This is a genomic window from Nostoc sp. (assembly GCF_036917535.1).
Taxonomy (GTDB): Bacteria; Cyanobacteriota; Cyanobacteriia; order Cyanobacteriales; family Nostocaceae; genus Nostoc.
On the sequence record NZ_JBALDA010000058.1, the window covers coordinates 1 to 15,286 of the forward strand.

Genomic DNA, 15,286 nt, shown 5'->3' on the forward strand with positions numbered 1-15,286 from the left:
AAAGACTCGTCGGCGAGTATCAAATACTCATTCACAAGTATCAAAGACTCGTCGGCGAGTATCAAATACTCATTCACAAGTATCAAAGACTCGTCAGCGAGTATTAAAGACTCATTCTCTATTCCCTATTCTCCATGCCCAATGCCCCATCCCCAATACCCAATCCCCCATTTCCTTCATGTTGGCAAATGGAAAACGTTTAAAGCTAAAGAAATTAAGCTGAGGAACGTTAAAAACCCAATTGTATCTAGCATTGTAGTCACTAACGGGCCACTAACCAAAGCAGGGTCAAGCTTCAGCCGTGTCAAACCCATTGGCAGTAAAGTACCGAGTGAAACAGCCACAATTGTATTAGTTGCCATTACCATTCCGGCAATAAAAGCCACCCATCGTTCTTGGGGTTGCGCCCAAATTAAAGAAAGCAGGATCATGGTTGTGGCTAAAGCCAGAGCTGTACCTAAACCAGCTAAAAGTTCCTTGCGGAGAATTTTTAGAGTATCTTTGGGTGTTACCTCTCCCACTCCCAAGCCGCGGATTGTCACCGTTAATGATTGAATACCGACAGTACCACCAGTGTTAGAAAAAATCGGCATGATTACTGCCAGAACTGGCACTGCGGCAATTACAGATTGAAAAGGGGCGATCGCACTGGCTGCACCAATATACAGAGCCATGATCCCCAACAGCCAAGGTAAGCGGTTACGGATGGTGAGTAAGGGAGAGGATAAAGCTGCTTCATCACCACTCACACCCGCCAGTTTTTGGATATCTTCTGTAGCTTCCTCTTCCAAAATATCCATGACATCATCAATGGTGACAATGCCCACCAATCGGTCTTCTCGATCGACTACGGGGATCGCAATTAAGTCGTAACGCTGCATAATTCGCGCCACTTCTTCTTGAGGAGTTTCAGTTCTAACTTTGATGACGCGAGCGCTAGCAATATCTTTAATGAAAACATCAGGAAAGGTAAACAGTAATTGACGTAGTGAAACTACTCTCACCAGTGTCCGATTGTCATCTGTGACGTATGCGTAGTAAATCGACTCCTTGTCTTCGTCCTGACGGCGGATTTTGCTCAAGGCTTCGCCCACAGTCAATCCTTGTCGCAACCGAACATATTCGGTTGTCATCACCCGCCCAGCAGTACCTTCTGGATAGCCGAGAATCGTTGCTGTTGCTTGCCTTTGTTCTGGACTCAGTTCTTGCAATAGCCGTTTGATTACCCCAGCAGGTAGTTCATCAAACAATTCTGCCCGTTCGTCAGGACTCATTTCTTCTACAAGATGCACCACCTGGACATCATGCAGAGAATTAATTAGTTCTTCCTGTACCTCTGTCGGCAGATATTCAAATACATTAATTGCCTGACCTTTGTTGAGTAAACGGAAGGCGATCGCCCGTTGTTGTTCAGGCAATTGTGTAATGTATTCTCCCACATCCACAGGTTGCAAGCGATTTAAATCCCATTTCAACTGGTTTAAATCGGTAGTATCACTCAGCAAATCACGAATATCTTCTGTGAGCATAATATATATCTCCTAAGTCTCCCCCGCGCTGGGAGACTTCCTCACCACAGCTCAGAGGAGGTTGATACTGCCATCTTGTGGACTATGGTCCATAAAATTTCAACAATTCAATATCGATATCTAGATCAAAGGATTGCTAGTCATCATCCTAACCCGGAATAGCGCTCTCCGGTAGATACTGAGAAATTTTTAGACTTTTAGTAGCTTTATGTACATTTTTTAGCTTACTAACCGGATTTTTTGGGGAATTATTTTGCGCTCGTAGTAAGTTTTGCTACTTGTATAATCTGTGATAACTGGCGATCGCTAATAAATAACCATACGGATGGCTAAAAAAAGAGTCGTCTCCAAACAAGGGATTAGCAAACTGCATATTAACAAATGCTTGAGGTTCAGTAATCTAAATTGAGATACTCTTACTTTTTAGATTTTTTAGTTTAGCCTCTTTTTCAAATATATTTTGTGAAGCAATAACTATATGAAATGATTGCTTAATTTTCCATTGATCATTATTACTAATAGAATCAATTAAAAGTAGTTTTTCTAATAGTCTAAAGTCCGAAATAACGGTTTGTATGTTTGTAAATTATGGGCTGGTTCATCAATAAAAGTTTCTGATAAAGCGATTGCACCCGCGTCGGAAAGCCAAACATCGGCAATAACCCAGCATTTGCCCTGTTCATTTACTAAACTTTTGTTAGTATTAGCTACAGAATGAAGAATACCATTGAAACTTTTTAAGTTCTTTGTTTATGAGTATTTCACAATCACTTGAACAATATAACCGAGCAAAAATTTCGTCGCTAATCAAAAATCTCGTTGCACTTATCTATGTTTTTGCGGCGTATATTTCTGGTATTGTATTACTATTCGTTCAGCCTTGGTGGGGCAATTTACTAGGTGCGATCTTGACTGCACACTCTTTGCTCATTGCCTCGGTATTCATTCATGAATTTATTCACGGTAGTGTTTTCAAGTCGCGAGCGCTCAATGTTTTCTGGGGGCGAGTTATGATGCACTTGAATGGGGCTTGCTATGCAACTTGGTCACAAATTTCCGAACACCATTTCAACCATCACATTCAGATCACAGACTTTATTCCATTCGACTATGCAATCGTAAAAAACTGGTCGCCTTGGTTGAGAAAGACTATTCAAACGCTAGAGTGGCTATACATTCCTGCATTTGAATACCTGATTCGTCTTGATGTAATCACCTCACCGTTCATCAACCCCAAGAAGCGTCATTTGCGCGTCCGAACGCTATTCATCTTTACCTATCGCGCTGGATTATTTATTCTACTTGCCTTGGTTTCATTAAAAGCCTTTTTGCTATATATCCTGGCTTATTTCTGTTTTGTTTCGATGATGCGCCTAGTTGAAACATTTCACCACACTTTTGAGTATACGGTTCAAGGAGAAACGCCACTAAAGCGCGATCGCATTTACGAACAGAAGAATACTTTTTCCAATGTTGTTTCCGTTCGCTATCCTTGGTTGAATTTGTTTTACTTAAACTTTGGCTATCATAATGCCCATCATTACAATATGCGATACCCCTGGCATGAATTGCCCCAGTTGCACAAGAGTGTTTTTGGCGAAGCTTCTGGAAACTATGGTGAAGCGGCTGGTAATTTCATTTCATTTTGGCAAATGTTCGCAACCTATCATACGTTGAGAACTGCTCGTGTAGGCAAAAACCAGGGAGAAGTTTGTACTAAGGAAGGCGGATTCTCTATGGAGAACTTTACAGGCGGAGTGGGTGTCTCTTTTCTAACACCGCCTTAAACCCAAATAAAGCCTAAATTGGCGATATTCGCAGCAAATACGTCAAGATTGAGGTCAACCAATGACCTGATGTTTCGGTTGTTACTACACGTTTTTTGTAAGTGGGCTGAAGATTAGGTAATTCGTAATTCGTAATTAATCTCAAATCGATTCTGTATGCATTTAGAAGTTAATCAACTCCACAAACAATTTCAAACTAGACGTGGTTTGTTGACTGTACTTAAAAACATCAATTTGCATATACAATATCAGGTAGAATCTGGGCAAGTCGTGTGGATACTTCACCCGCATTGATGATTGGAAAATTATTTGCGATCGCATCAGGGTTATTCACCGCCAATTGAATGTAAGGTGGCGTCTCCCCTCTCGGCTGATGAGTAATAGATACTACAATACCATATTTTTCTAATTGTTTGAGTAAGCTGATACTGCGTTGACCACACAGTATAAAATCGGAAGTATACGAGTTAATTTTAACAATAGCTGAAGAAGCCGCCGACCATTTGGAACCGTCTAGTGAAGATTCAGGATGTCCTAATAAGCGTAACCGTTGTTAGATGCGTTTGTGTTCTTGAAGTTGGAGTGCATTGCAGCATTTTTGAAAGGATTCTCAGCTACCATTGCCGAGGGATGATAACCAGTATAGGAAGCGATCGCTAAAATTCAGTACCCAGAAGCGTATTAACAGGCGATAATAATAAACTCACACACCCTTAGCTGTTGTCCCATTAACCATTACAGAACTTATTCTGGCTTGGTTTAGATAATTTGCTTCACAGCCATAGGGTCAAATTTTGCAAGTTGTTCTCAACCAAACCATGAAAACATCTACCAAATTGCTATCTCGCCTGGACTATTACTACCAGCAAATTAAAACGATCATCCTGACTCGCCAGAATCCAATTACTGGTTTGTTACCCGCGAGTACAGCGATTACAGCCCACGGCGATTATACAGATGCCTGGGTGCGAGACAATGTTTACAGCATTTTGGCAGTTTGGGGTTTAGGACTTGCATACCGCAAGATTGACGACGATGAAGGACGCACCTATGAATTAGAACACAGCGTTATCAAACTGATGCGTGGGTTGCTCTTTGCAATGATGCGACAGGCTCATAAAGTAGAGAGATTTAAACATACTCAGTCGCTACTAGATGGACTGCACGCCAAATATAATACCGCGACTGGTGACATTGTTGTTGGTGATAATGAATGGGGACATTTGCAACTTGATGCCACATCTATATTTTTGCTGATATTGGCGCAAATGACAGCAGCAGGATTGCAAATAATTTATACGATTGATGAAGTGAATTTCGTCCAAAATTTAGTTTACTATATTGGACGAACTTACCGCACACCAGATTACGGCATTTGGGAACGTGGTAATAAAATTAATCGTGGTAGTGCTGAGTTAAATGCCAGTTCTGTAGGCATGGCAAAAGCTGCTTTAGAAGCTATCAATGGACTGGATTTGTTTGGTGTGCGTGGTAGTCAAGCATCGGTAATTCATGTGCTACCAGATGAAATCGCCCGTGCCCGGATTACTTTAGAATCACTATTACCAAGAGAATCTGGTTCCAAAGAAATTGATGCAGCACTGTTAAGTATTATTAGTTATCCTGCCTTTGCAGTAGAAGATTTGGAGTTACGCGATCGCACTTTAAACGATATTATCAATAAACTTGCTGGTAAATACGGCTGCAAACGTTTTCTGCGCGATGGACACCAAACCATTTTAGAAGATCATCATCGCTTGCACTACGAACCGTGGGAACTCAAGCAATTTGAGCATATTGAATGCGAATGGCCGTTATTTTTCACTTATTTAGTTCTAGATGGATTATTTCGCGGCGAACAAGAACAAGTTAAAAAATACCAAGAGCTTTTGGAATCATTACTCATAGAACAAGATGGTTTGCGTTTATTGCCAGAACTTTATTATGTTCCCGCAGAAAATATCGAAGCAGAAAGGTTCTTACCCCAAACGCAACCACGTTTGCCCAATGAAAATATTCCTTTGGTATGGGCGCAGAGTTTATATTTTCTCAGTGAAATGTTGAGTGAAGGTTTAATAGCGGTTGGTGATATCGACCCTTTGGGAAGACATTTGTGTGTGGGTAAACAGCGCGAAGCCTTGGTACAAATTGCCTTGTTAGCAGAAGATGAAGATTTACAAATTAAACTAGAAGTTCACGGAATTGAAGCGCAAACACCCGCCCAAGTAGAACCGATTCAAGTGAGAAAAGCGGGAGAATTTTCTGCTATTTATACCCAAATCGGACGTAACAATAAACTTGGTTTAACTGGGCGACCAGTGCGGCGGCTACGGAGTTTGACAACATCTAGAATCTTTCGGATTAGCGGTGAAACAATTGTATTTTTGCCTGCATTCTCAGACTCTCAACAGTTTTACTTAACCCTTGATTACCATTTTTTGCTGGATCAAATTAGAAGCGAACTAGCTTACATTCAAAAATATTGGAGCGATTTAGGACGTCCTACCTTAACTTTAATGTTAACGCACACTATGTTAGAAGCAGGTTCGGAAGCATTACTAGAATTGATGCAAGAACTGAAAAATGGTGTTTGTAACGGGGTGCGGGTAAAATTAGGGCGGCTAAATCAGTTAATGCTAACAGCCGGAATCCAAAGAATTGATTTTCTCCCTAATGCAGAATTTTCGCGATCGCCTGTGAAAAATGCTAGTCCATGTTGCTATTATCTAGCATATCATCCTGATAAAAACTGGCGCTTAGGACATACCCAAGAATTTCAAATGGAGTATGAAACTAACTTGGGATTATTACTTTCTTATTTGCGTTCATCAGAGAATATCTACGAACAAATTGAGTTATTGCAAACTTTAACACGCTTGCAGGGAATGAAATTTGATACAGGATATGGCGGCCCAGGATATCCTGTTACTGTAGGCGATTTACTGGACGAAGTTTACACCAAAGCTGGAGATTTAGGCATTTGGGCAGTAGTGCGTCGGGCTGCGGGGTTACGGCAAATGGTTGATATCAGCCTATCAGATGCAGTCACGAGTATTTTAGTGCGAGGTAAGCAAATTGCTGTGGGTAAAGCTTACAGTGAAGCGTCCTTGATTACCGTACCCATGTCTCACGATGAAATTGCCGATAAAATTAATCATTTTTGTCGTGAGGATATACGCGATCGCGTCCTCACTCAAGAGATTTTAATCTATGTTGGCATTTTAATTCGCTCAGAACCCAAACTATTTCAGGGACTACTAACGCTGAGAGTCGGCTATCTCATCCTGTTGATAACCAGCGAACTAGCGCGAGAATTGCATGTTACTCAAGATGAAGCTTATGATCGCTTAATGCAACTTTCTCCCTTTGAAGTGAAAGTGCGCTTGCGTCAGGTATTAACTGGATATAGTGGCATGAGTAACCTGTTACGCCAGCAAGAATCACTCCACGTCAAACAAAAAGAAAGTGATATTGCTTGGGTGGTTTTACCAGGAATCGCCGAAGGGATAGAAGTTCCGCCGGGTGGTTGGCGGCGGTTTCGCCAAGCCGAGGGTGCGACGGGGCGCGTACCAAAAGAATTTTTTAAGCAAGTTTGGCTATTAATGCAACATTGCAAGGGTTTAGTGATTGGCGATAAATTAGAGCGCCGCAATCGTTTAGATAGTGAGATAATGCTGTCGGAAATGACAGCAGGGGAAAGAAATTTTGCTCTGTTAATTGAGCATTTGCTAAATAAAATCGAAGCTCCAGAATATCGCCAAGTTAATATTGAAGCATTAATCGAATTAGGAGCGATCGCAGCTAATAATCCTAAGCTGCAAATCGAAGAATATATTGTGTTGGATGTATTAATTGGACATGCAGTGCGATTGGCGTGGTTAGAAAACCATGCTGATCGCAGTGATCGCTATGATGAGGATAAAGCGAGTGCGTGGCGATCGTTTTACAATACTTCTCCTAGAGATTGCGCTAGTTATATTTTGAAGGCATTCAGGTTCTTGACGGAATTTGGCGAAGTCAGTATAGCTTAATTAGCGCCTAGCTTGCGTTACACTATGTTCACAAACCCAGTTTACGTCTACCCGTGAACAACCTAATATCAATTATTTTGCAGAGGCAATAACATGAGTCAACTAACAGTAGAACTACCCCCATATATCTCTACAGACGAGGCACGATTATTGCTGGCAGTTAAACTATTTGAAATTGGCAAGCTATCACTAGGAAAAGCTGCAAAATTAGCAGGTTATTCCAAACCAACATTTATAGAGTTACTAGGAAAAATGGAAATTCCGATAATCAATTATCCAGCCGAGGAATTAGAACAGGAGATTAACCTTTGAGGTACAAACGGTTACTAATAGTACCTGTTTAATTGGTTTGGAACAGATTGGAAGACTAGATATATTGCCTCAAGTCTTTTTCCCAGTAATTATACCTTTTGCAGTAGAGTCCGAAGTGGGGTTATCGGCAGAATGGTTAACAGTTCAAGCAGTCAAAAATTTAGCAGTGGTTGCAACTTTAAAAACTCAAATTGATGCTGGGGAAGCAGAAGCAATAGCCCTGGCAATGGAAATAGAAGATGTTTTCATAATTCTTGATGATCGAAATGCTCGCCGGATTGCTCAACAAATTGGCTTAAAAGTTATTGGAATAGTGGGAATGCTGCTACGTGCCAAACAAAACAGTGTAATTGCTGAGATTAAACCATTACTAACCGCTTTGGAAGCAGCAGATTTTCGCATCGCAGAGCCTTTAGTCCAGAATGCCCTACGCCTTCCTGGAGAATTGTAGCTTGAAAACAAACGATCCAAATAGAAGCGATCGCTATGACAAAAATAAAGCGAGTGCGTGGCGATCGCTTTACAACACCTCACCTAGAAATTGTGCCAATTATATCCTCAAAGCCTTCCGTTTGTTAACACAATTTGGCGAAGTCAGTGCAGCTTAATTAGCATAAATGTATTGTTGCATTTAGGGATTACCACCCTGATTGTGTTGTTGAGACACGTTTGTTGTCTGAGCAGGTTCAGGAAAAAGACGAGGATAGAGAATAGCAGTAAATGCGGCAATAAATGCTAATAATGCATTTATTGCCTCTTGGGAAAGGTACTTCGATAGCCAAGTAGTTTTGATGGTTTGCACAGGAAATTCTGGATATAAACCTACAGCAATGCTATTACTTTCTCCTAAAATCAGCGTTTGTAAACCCTGTTGAGGATTAATACGGATAGATCGCAATTTATGAACTCCTTTTTGTCCTGGTGGAATAATCAAAAACTGCTCTGGTTGAATATCCATCATCTGCGCTCCCATGCGAAGTTTTCCTTCCAAAATTGTTGAAATTTGGAGTTCATCTTTCACATAACCATTCATATCAAAGCGTGAAAAACTTACTTCGCTCACCTCCAAATCTCTACGAAACCAATCAGCAGCATCGTTGGCTGTAGACTTATTGAGCTTAACAGGATCGGGTAGTTTGATAGACAAGTAGGTTGGTGTGAGTAAGGAGAAAAGGAATTCATCAATATTTGGTTTAAACTGCAATAATAATTCCTGATAAGCATCAGGAACACTGCGAATACCTAATTCTGGTAGGTTAATACCGGCTAGACTCACAATCAGTTCCTCTTGTCCTAATTGTACTTTCAAGCTACCAAGTGATGTTTTTTCTGCTAGAACCAATTTGTCTGAAAATTCTTCAGGGAATACGCAGATTTGTGGAGGTAGAGTAGCAGCTTGAAGACACAAAGACATTTGATTATTCTTGGGTTCGTACACTAGCTGACTGACTCGGCTTTGACGTAGAAGCCGAAACTCCAAAATCGAGAGTTCGCTTTTACTGAGATTTGCAGGAGTCAGAATTAGGCGACTAGTTGCGTAGGGAAGTTCAACTGTTAGTTGTTTAAGTTGGCTTAGCTTTTGATTAAGAGTAGGATTAGATTTACTATAAAATTGACCTCTCAGGACTAAAGCCTGGGGTTGTCTACCTTGAATATCTAAATTTTTAATATCTCTAATCGTATTGAAGATGAGCTTTTCTTGTTGTCCGATGTATGTAAAGCTCATGCCTTGAGCAACAATGCTCCCTTCAAAGTTATAGCTACCTGGAAAGTAATAATAGCCAATAATAATCGCCACCGATATCAATAAAAATACGATCGCTAAAATGCGATCGCGTTTTTGCCTTCGTAGAAAGTTAAACACTTCTACAAATATTCCTAGCAAGCCTAGTGTTAGCCACCTGATTGCAGCAAATATTATTCTTAGTCTTCTTTTAATCCAAGATAATGCTTGTATAATACGTTGGGTATTAGGTATTTGTGGGCGATTAGGATTTGGAGGCATTAATTACGCAAAATATTATCGATTCAGATCAAAGCAAATTTGGATTATGTTGAAACCGAAAGGTATAGGGCTGATTGCGATCGTCTTTAAGGTAAAGCTCATAGATGCCATTAGGAGCATCACCATAAGTCCAGGTAAACTGAATTTGTCCTTGTTGGGGTATATTGCGAGATTCTTTTACTAACGCTTTGCCTTTGTGGCGGATTTCAATTGTATGAAATTTCCGACGCTCAGAGCTATATACTACAAACTCATATTTGCCTATAACTTCTCCTAAAATTACAGGAACATAAGTGATCTCTCCATTCCGATTTATGTAAGCGATCGCCCGAAGGGTATTACTGGGAATACCTGCTTTTTTTAGAACAGTTGTCTCTAAGGGAAAGGTAAAGCCATTTTCACTAGACTGAAGATTAATTTCGTTCAACAAGTATTTTCGATAATATGATTGAACTTGTAATTCCGGTGCTGTATTGCCGAGCGCGGAGAGTCTAATATTTAAAATATCGGGATAGCTATTTAATTTACCTGTTGATAAAGAAATCAATTCTAATCCAGAGCTAACATTACGTTTTTGTAAACCTTCACAGCGGTTATTATCGCGTCGTATATAGGCAAGAGATTCGGGATTACCTGAAAGGCAAGCTTGGGCTGTTAGGGGACTCAAGCCAAGTAACAATAGACTTGTAAGTGTGAGTTGCCATTTCATAGACTCAGCATTCGATGTTTACTTCAAAATGTTCCAATTACGCAGCTGTTCAATCACCTTATCAATTCGATAAGCTTTACCAACTCCCCTAGTAGAAGTTGTATCTTCAGGTATTGGTGGGGTTGACTCTTGCGGATCGGGGCTAATATCGCGCTTCGTGCCGATTTGCACAACCATACCAATCAACTGCTGCTGTTCATCAACTACAGGGCTACCAGAGTTTCCTTCAGCAAGATTTGCATCGATATCCATATCTCTTGCTTGCAAGTCTTGATTAATAACTTTTCCAGAAACAATAGTCCACGGGGACTTAACTGTAATAGGATGTCCAATAATTGTGACACTACGAGTTCCACGCAGATTGACGCCGAGACGGTCATTAAAAGATTTTATATCAGATGTAACTTCTGTAACTTTAAGAACTGCTAAGTCAAGTCCTGAATTATTAAAATTAGTAATTTTTTCTATTGTGGCAGGGTATCGGGGACGCTTAGCGTCTGGGAGATTGCTACTGTAAAATTCCACAAAAATATCTTTACTAATTTGTTTTAATCGTTCGTTACTGACTACATGACCAGTTGTCACAACCCAAACTGTTTTATCCTTCTGCTTTAATACCCAACCAGTTCCCTGACTCAAGTTGCCATCGGCTGCTTTAGTAGTGATTAGCACTGTAGCCGCCTTATAAAGTTCATCTGATACTCCTTCTTCAGGAGATCGCTGTGTATTTTCTGTGTTAGGTTTTGGATTCTGAAGTACTAAGGCTGCTTCAGTAACAATTAGTGCTGTAGCCACCGCCTTATAAGGTTCATCTGATACTCTTTCTCCAGGCGATCGCTGTGTATTTTCTGTGATAGGCTTTGGATTCTGAAGTGCTAACAGTCGTTCCACTTTCTTGAGGTTATTTTGAGCCTCTTGAAAATTTGGATCTAAGTTAATAGCATGTTGTAACTTAGTACTTGCTTCTTGCAGCTTTCCTTGAGCCATCAATGCAATACCTAAGCCATTGTAAAGATAAGGATCTTTGGGACTTTTTTGGATAGCTATGTTATACAATGGGATAGCTTTGTTACAAAAACTAATCGCTTTTGGAAAATCCTTTTTTAAATAATATACTCTTCCCAAAGATATGTAACTATCAGCATTGTATGGATCGACTTGGATTGCCCAAAAGTAAACTTTGATTGCATCATTAAACCTTTTTTGTTTAGTTAATGCATTACCCAAATCTATATAAGCATAAAAATTCTTTGGGTTAAGTTCGATAGCTCGGCGATAAACAGCAATGGCTGCTTTAAAATTCTTTTGTAAATAATATGCTCTACCTAAAGACGTGTACTTGTAAGGATTACGTGGATCGAGTTTGAGTGCTTGAGAGTAAAGCTTAATGGACTCATTTACCCTATTTTGAGCAACTAATGCATTACCCCAATTCCAATAAGCATAAAAATTACTTGGGTTAAGTTCGATAGCCTTGCGATAATTAATAATAGCCTCATCTAGCTTATTTTGATTATATTGCAAGACGGTACCAAGACTATTATAAGCATAGGAGTGTTTAGAATTCAGCTTGATTGCTTCGCGAAATTCAGCAATTGCTTCATCCGATCGCTTTTGCTGCTGTAATATTTTACCCAATCTATAGTGAGCTTGTGCATTGCTCGGTTCGCGTCTAATAACCTGACGCCAGTTATTTTCAGCTTTTTGGTAGTCTCTAGCATCGTGAGCAGCTTTTCGTTGGTCGAATAACTGACTAGTGCTTTGAGCAATAGCAACTGGGGAGTTGATTACTAATGGTAATATGAGTAAGAAGGCTAAGAATTTAGGCGATCGCACAATTCAAAAATATTACAAACTATATTTTCTTTAATTTATATCTTTTTATGTAAATTTTCGGCATTTACATATGTAAATAAATATTTTGAATAACTAGATAACGCTAATAACGGAAGTTGCTAGTTAGTGTTCATAAACTGTATCATTAATGATACAAAAAGTTAGTTTTTAAGTACTGCTAAATACCAAAAAATAAAATGTTGTACTTAAGTAAAGGCACTTTTTGATAACTAGCAACTTGGGTTAATACAGAACAGCAATTATGAATAACATGAAATCACGCAACTTTCCCACTCTATTGTTTGCCAACACATTAAATTAAGTTTAACTATTGACCATTGACTAAAAAAATATCCCCCACTTCAGGAGCGCAGTTATGAGCAGACGCCAAAAGTAGAGGTTTATTAAATTTTATTTTATTGTTAAAACTACTTAACAGAGACAGCATCGACATCAATGGTGCTTGCACTAGAGGTAGAACCTTCTGGAGTATTAGGTACTTCAGTACCCACCTCACCCTTACGAGCTTTCCAGCCCTCAATTACTAGCCCAGACACCTCACTAACTAACAGAGTCAGAAGGAAAACATCATCAATCTGTCCCACAACGGGTATAAAATCTGGGAGAACATCAAATGGGCTGACCAAATAGACCAACGTTCCTAAAATTACCCACCAACGGTATTTGGGGTTACGAAGTACACTGCGATACCAGGTGTAAAGTGATTGGATTGAAAATTTCATATTTTGAACCTCCAGTTATCTTTTATTTTGACAAATTATGCTAAAAACTCACGGTGCGAATAACCGTCCTAGTTAGTTGGGAAGATGCTACCAACCCAAGTTGCTAGTTATCAAAAAGCATCTTTTGAGTATATAATTTTACCTTAGGTTACAAAAAATACTTAAATACTAGCTTTCTGTATCAAAATTTGATACAGTTTATGGACAATTAACTAGCAACTTACACTACTAGTAATTTGTCAACAAAGATAAATAAGTAGGTAGCGGGTTCATCCTAAACAGACATGAGTCCAATATAGACCGAACAAGAACAACCCCTTTCCTAGTAGTGTTGGCGAGTAATATGAATTTGAAAAAAGAATGCGACAAATAGATCGTTTGTAGAGACGCGATTCATCGCGTCTTTACCTAATGATGTGTTGCAATCATTAATTGAATTGGTATAAGATTCAAAGCCTTTCTCCTTTTTTACCCAATTTTCGGGTACAAGGCTGATTAATCGCTTGGTGCTGATATCTGCTGCTCTACCCATAAGAGATATACCTATATACTGATTTTACTTTGCTAGAGATTTTATAAATTGCTCGGTATAGTCTTAAACTTCTGTGCAGATCCCAAAGAATAATCTTCTAATTTAAAATCAGCAAAAGGCTTCTTTTCTAACCTATTCCGTAGCGCCTCGTCAATAATAACACCTGATGATTCTCTTTTAACACCAATAATTATCAGACTTGTCTGATAGGTAGTTAAATCCTGATTTGCCTGACAATCACTCCGTTGAAATTGACCCAAATTCAATAAGCGATAACTTTTGACACTTGATGTATTAATAAATAAATTTTTAACCAAAAGTTGTATTTGTTTAGAACGTTCTAAAGCCACACGTTCTTGAACTAATCTATCACCTTTACAAGAAGCTGTGCCGACAGAGATAATTTCATTGGGAGCTTCCATTATCTTCTCTATACCTTCTTGTTCTAAGTTCAACTTCAAAAGGTCAACACTAATAATTTCATCATTGTATTGAATTTGAAACTTGCTACCTAAAAGCCATTTATATTTTCGTGATAAAACGGCTATATTAAACTCAGCTATCCTTCCCTGACTATCCCTACCTTCTTGATAAGAAAAATAATCGATGTTACCTTTTTTTTCTGGATATTGTCTGTAATAAGATGTTTCAGAGAAATCTGATTTACGAGTGGCTAAAGCCACTATACTGAGTAATCCTAATACTACTAATAGAACTGCAAAAAATGCTAATATTGGCGCTTTTTCTGGCTGCTTACTGGGAGATAATGGGTTGTTCTTAATATCTCCAGTTAAATGTTCAAGGTTAGAAGATTCTAGGATATTACTATTTGTCGGAGTAGTGTCTGTTAATTGAGTTTCGATTTCTTCTAGGGAATGCAAAATTTCTTGAGTACTGGCAGGACGTTTTTCTATATCTGACGCTGTTAGCCAATCAATTAAATTTAATAGTAAGGGTGAAATATGGGTAGCATGATTTTGCCAGTGCAACAAATTTTGCTGGACATCATACATCTCCAAAGGATGATATCCTGTTAGCAAAAACACAAAAGTGCGTCCCAAAGCAAAGAAATCTGACTGCGGTACTGCTTGACCATTCATTTGTTCTAGGGCGCTGTAACCAGATGACATAAGTGCTGTCATCTTGTCACCATTGCTTAGTTGGTCTTGGTAGGTTTTATTCATTTCACTGGCGGTGCCAAAATCAATCAGTACTAAATTCCCCCAATCTTTCTCAAGGGGGGATCTAATCATGATATTAGATGGCTTAATATCTCGATGTAGGTACCGTTTGCTATGTAATACATCTAAAATTTTTATCAACTGTCTTAACCAATCTATGGCTTGTTCTTGGGATATGGGGCTATTTTGCTGCTGTAGCCACTGTTCTAAGTTGTAGCCATTAATTTTTTCCATTGCAATGCAATGTAGCACTAAACCATTTCGGGTTTGATACTGGAAGTAACTATCTTCTTTGGGAATTCCAGGATGCTTGAATTGTCCCAACACCGTTACTTCTTGCTGAAATAGTTCTACTGCTTTGGTGTCGCCTGATAAATCCTCTTTGAGTATTTTGAGAATTTTGGGGGTATCTTGCTCGTATGCCTCATAAACTTTACTAAAACCTGTTTTGTCACTCAACAGGCACCTCACCCGATAACGCCCTAGCAATTCTAGATGGGAACCACAACTTTGACAAAAGCGGTTTTGCTGATTATTTGGGTGATTTGGTTTAGGGCAAATGGGATTGATACAAAGGCTCATGACAGGGGAGTGGGGAGTGGGGGAGCACGGGAGCAGGGG

At 39.4% G+C, this 15,286-nt stretch carries 11 protein-coding genes and 2 pseudogenes; 6 read left to right on the forward strand and 7 right to left on the reverse strand.

Features of this window, described 5'->3' with window-relative positions:
- Positions 1–176 precede the first annotated feature (176 nt).
- Positions 177–1,529, reverse strand: a complete 1,353-nt coding sequence (gene mgtE / locus V7K56_RS19120) for a magnesium transporter (protein WP_334912520.1) — start codon at positions 1,527–1,529, stop codon at positions 177–179.
- A gap of 752 nt (positions 1,530–2,281) precedes the next feature.
- Between mgtE and V7K56_RS19125 the strand changes: the two genes are divergently transcribed.
- The 6 genes and pseudogenes from V7K56_RS19125 to V7K56_RS19150 form a co-directional block, all read left to right on the forward strand.
- Positions 2,282–3,316 (forward strand): fatty acid desaturase family protein, encoded by a 1,035-nt coding sequence (locus V7K56_RS19125; protein WP_334912522.1) that lies wholly within the window; start codon positions 2,282–2,284, stop codon positions 3,314–3,316.
- A gap of 156 nt (positions 3,317–3,472) precedes the next feature.
- Positions 3,473–3,562, forward strand: a pseudogene (locus V7K56_RS19130) (ABC transporter ATP-binding protein); the annotation flags it as partial.
- Positions 3,563–4,134: 572 nt separating this feature from the next.
- Positions 4,135–7,347: a glycoside hydrolase family 15 protein gene (locus tag V7K56_RS19135; protein ID WP_334912524.1), complete on the forward strand. Its 3,213-nt coding sequence runs from the start codon at positions 4,135–4,137 to the stop codon at positions 7,345–7,347.
- Positions 7,348–7,440: 93 nt separating this feature from the next.
- Positions 7,441–7,659 carry a UPF0175 family protein gene (locus V7K56_RS19140; protein ID WP_334912526.1) on the forward strand — a complete coding sequence of 73 codons (219 nt, stop codon included), beginning with the start codon at positions 7,441–7,443 and terminating at the stop codon, positions 7,657–7,659.
- Positions 7,660–7,723: 64 nt separating this feature from the next.
- Positions 7,724–8,110, forward strand: a complete 387-nt coding sequence (locus tag V7K56_RS19145) for a DUF3368 domain-containing protein (RefSeq protein ID WP_334912528.1) — start codon at positions 7,724–7,726, stop codon at positions 8,108–8,110.
- A 16-nt stretch (positions 8,111–8,126) separates the two neighbouring features.
- A pseudogene (locus V7K56_RS19150) lies at positions 8,127–8,267 on the forward strand (hypothetical protein); the annotation flags it as partial.
- Between the two features lie 23 nt (positions 8,268–8,290).
- On the opposite strand, the gene V7K56_RS19155 reads toward V7K56_RS19150, so the two are convergent.
- From V7K56_RS19155 to V7K56_RS19180, 6 genes are all read right to left on the reverse strand, one after another.
- Positions 8,291–9,664, reverse strand: coding sequence for a hypothetical protein (locus V7K56_RS19155; RefSeq protein ID WP_334912532.1), 1,374 nt, complete (start codon positions 9,662–9,664; stop codon positions 8,291–8,293).
- A gap of 28 nt (positions 9,665–9,692) precedes the next feature.
- Entirely contained in the window at positions 9,693–10,373 is a 681-nt protein-coding gene (locus tag V7K56_RS19160; RefSeq protein WP_334912534.1) for a hypothetical protein, read from the reverse strand.
- Positions 10,374–10,391: 18 nt separating this feature from the next.
- Complete coding sequence (locus V7K56_RS19165; RefSeq protein ID WP_334912536.1) at positions 10,392–12,209, reverse strand: tetratricopeptide repeat protein; 1,818 nt, start codon at positions 12,207–12,209, stop codon at positions 10,392–10,394.
- A gap of 428 nt (positions 12,210–12,637) precedes the next feature.
- Positions 12,638–12,952, reverse strand: a complete 315-nt coding sequence (locus tag V7K56_RS19170) for a YkvA family protein (RefSeq protein WP_322729522.1) — start codon at positions 12,950–12,952, stop codon at positions 12,638–12,640.
- A 322-nt stretch (positions 12,953–13,274) separates the two neighbouring features.
- Positions 13,275–13,484 (reverse strand): hypothetical protein, encoded by a 210-nt coding sequence (locus V7K56_RS19175; protein WP_334912539.1) that lies wholly within the window; start codon positions 13,482–13,484, stop codon positions 13,275–13,277.
- A 41-nt stretch (positions 13,485–13,525) separates the two neighbouring features.
- Complete coding sequence (locus V7K56_RS19180) at positions 13,526–15,247, reverse strand: serine/threonine-protein kinase (protein WP_334912541.1); 1,722 nt, start codon at positions 15,245–15,247, stop codon at positions 13,526–13,528.
- Between the last annotated feature and the right edge of the window lie 39 nt (positions 15,248–15,286).

Excerpts from the sequence above, each read along its gene's own strand:
- V7K56_RS19135 (WP_334912524.1), top strand. The coding sequence starts at position 4,135 with ATGAAAACATCTACCAAATTGCTATCTCGCCTGGACTATTACTACCAG.
- V7K56_RS19155 (WP_334912532.1), bottom strand. The coding sequence starts at position 9,664 with ATGCCTCCAAATCCTAATCGCCCACAAATACCTAATACCCAACGTATT.
- V7K56_RS19160 (WP_334912534.1), bottom strand. The coding sequence starts at position 10,373 with ATGAAATGGCAACTCACACTTACAAGTCTATTGTTACTTGGCTTGAGT.
- V7K56_RS19140 (WP_334912526.1), top strand. The coding sequence starts at position 7,441 with ATGAGTCAACTAACAGTAGAACTACCCCCATATATCTCTACAGACGAG.
- V7K56_RS19175 (WP_334912539.1), bottom strand. The coding sequence starts at position 13,484 with ATGGGTAGAGCAGCAGATATCAGCACCAAGCGATTAATCAGCCTTGTA.
- V7K56_RS19170 (WP_322729522.1), bottom strand. The coding sequence starts at position 12,952 with ATGAAATTTTCAATCCAATCACTTTACACCTGGTATCGCAGTGTACTT.
- V7K56_RS19180 (WP_334912541.1), bottom strand. The coding sequence starts at position 15,247 with ATGAGCCTTTGTATCAATCCCATTTGCCCTAAACCAAATCACCCAAAT.
- mgtE (WP_334912520.1), bottom strand. The coding sequence starts at position 1,529 with ATGCTCACAGAAGATATTCGTGATTTGCTGAGTGATACTACCGATTTA.
- V7K56_RS19125 (WP_334912522.1), top strand. The coding sequence starts at position 2,282 with ATGAGTATTTCACAATCACTTGAACAATATAACCGAGCAAAAATTTCG.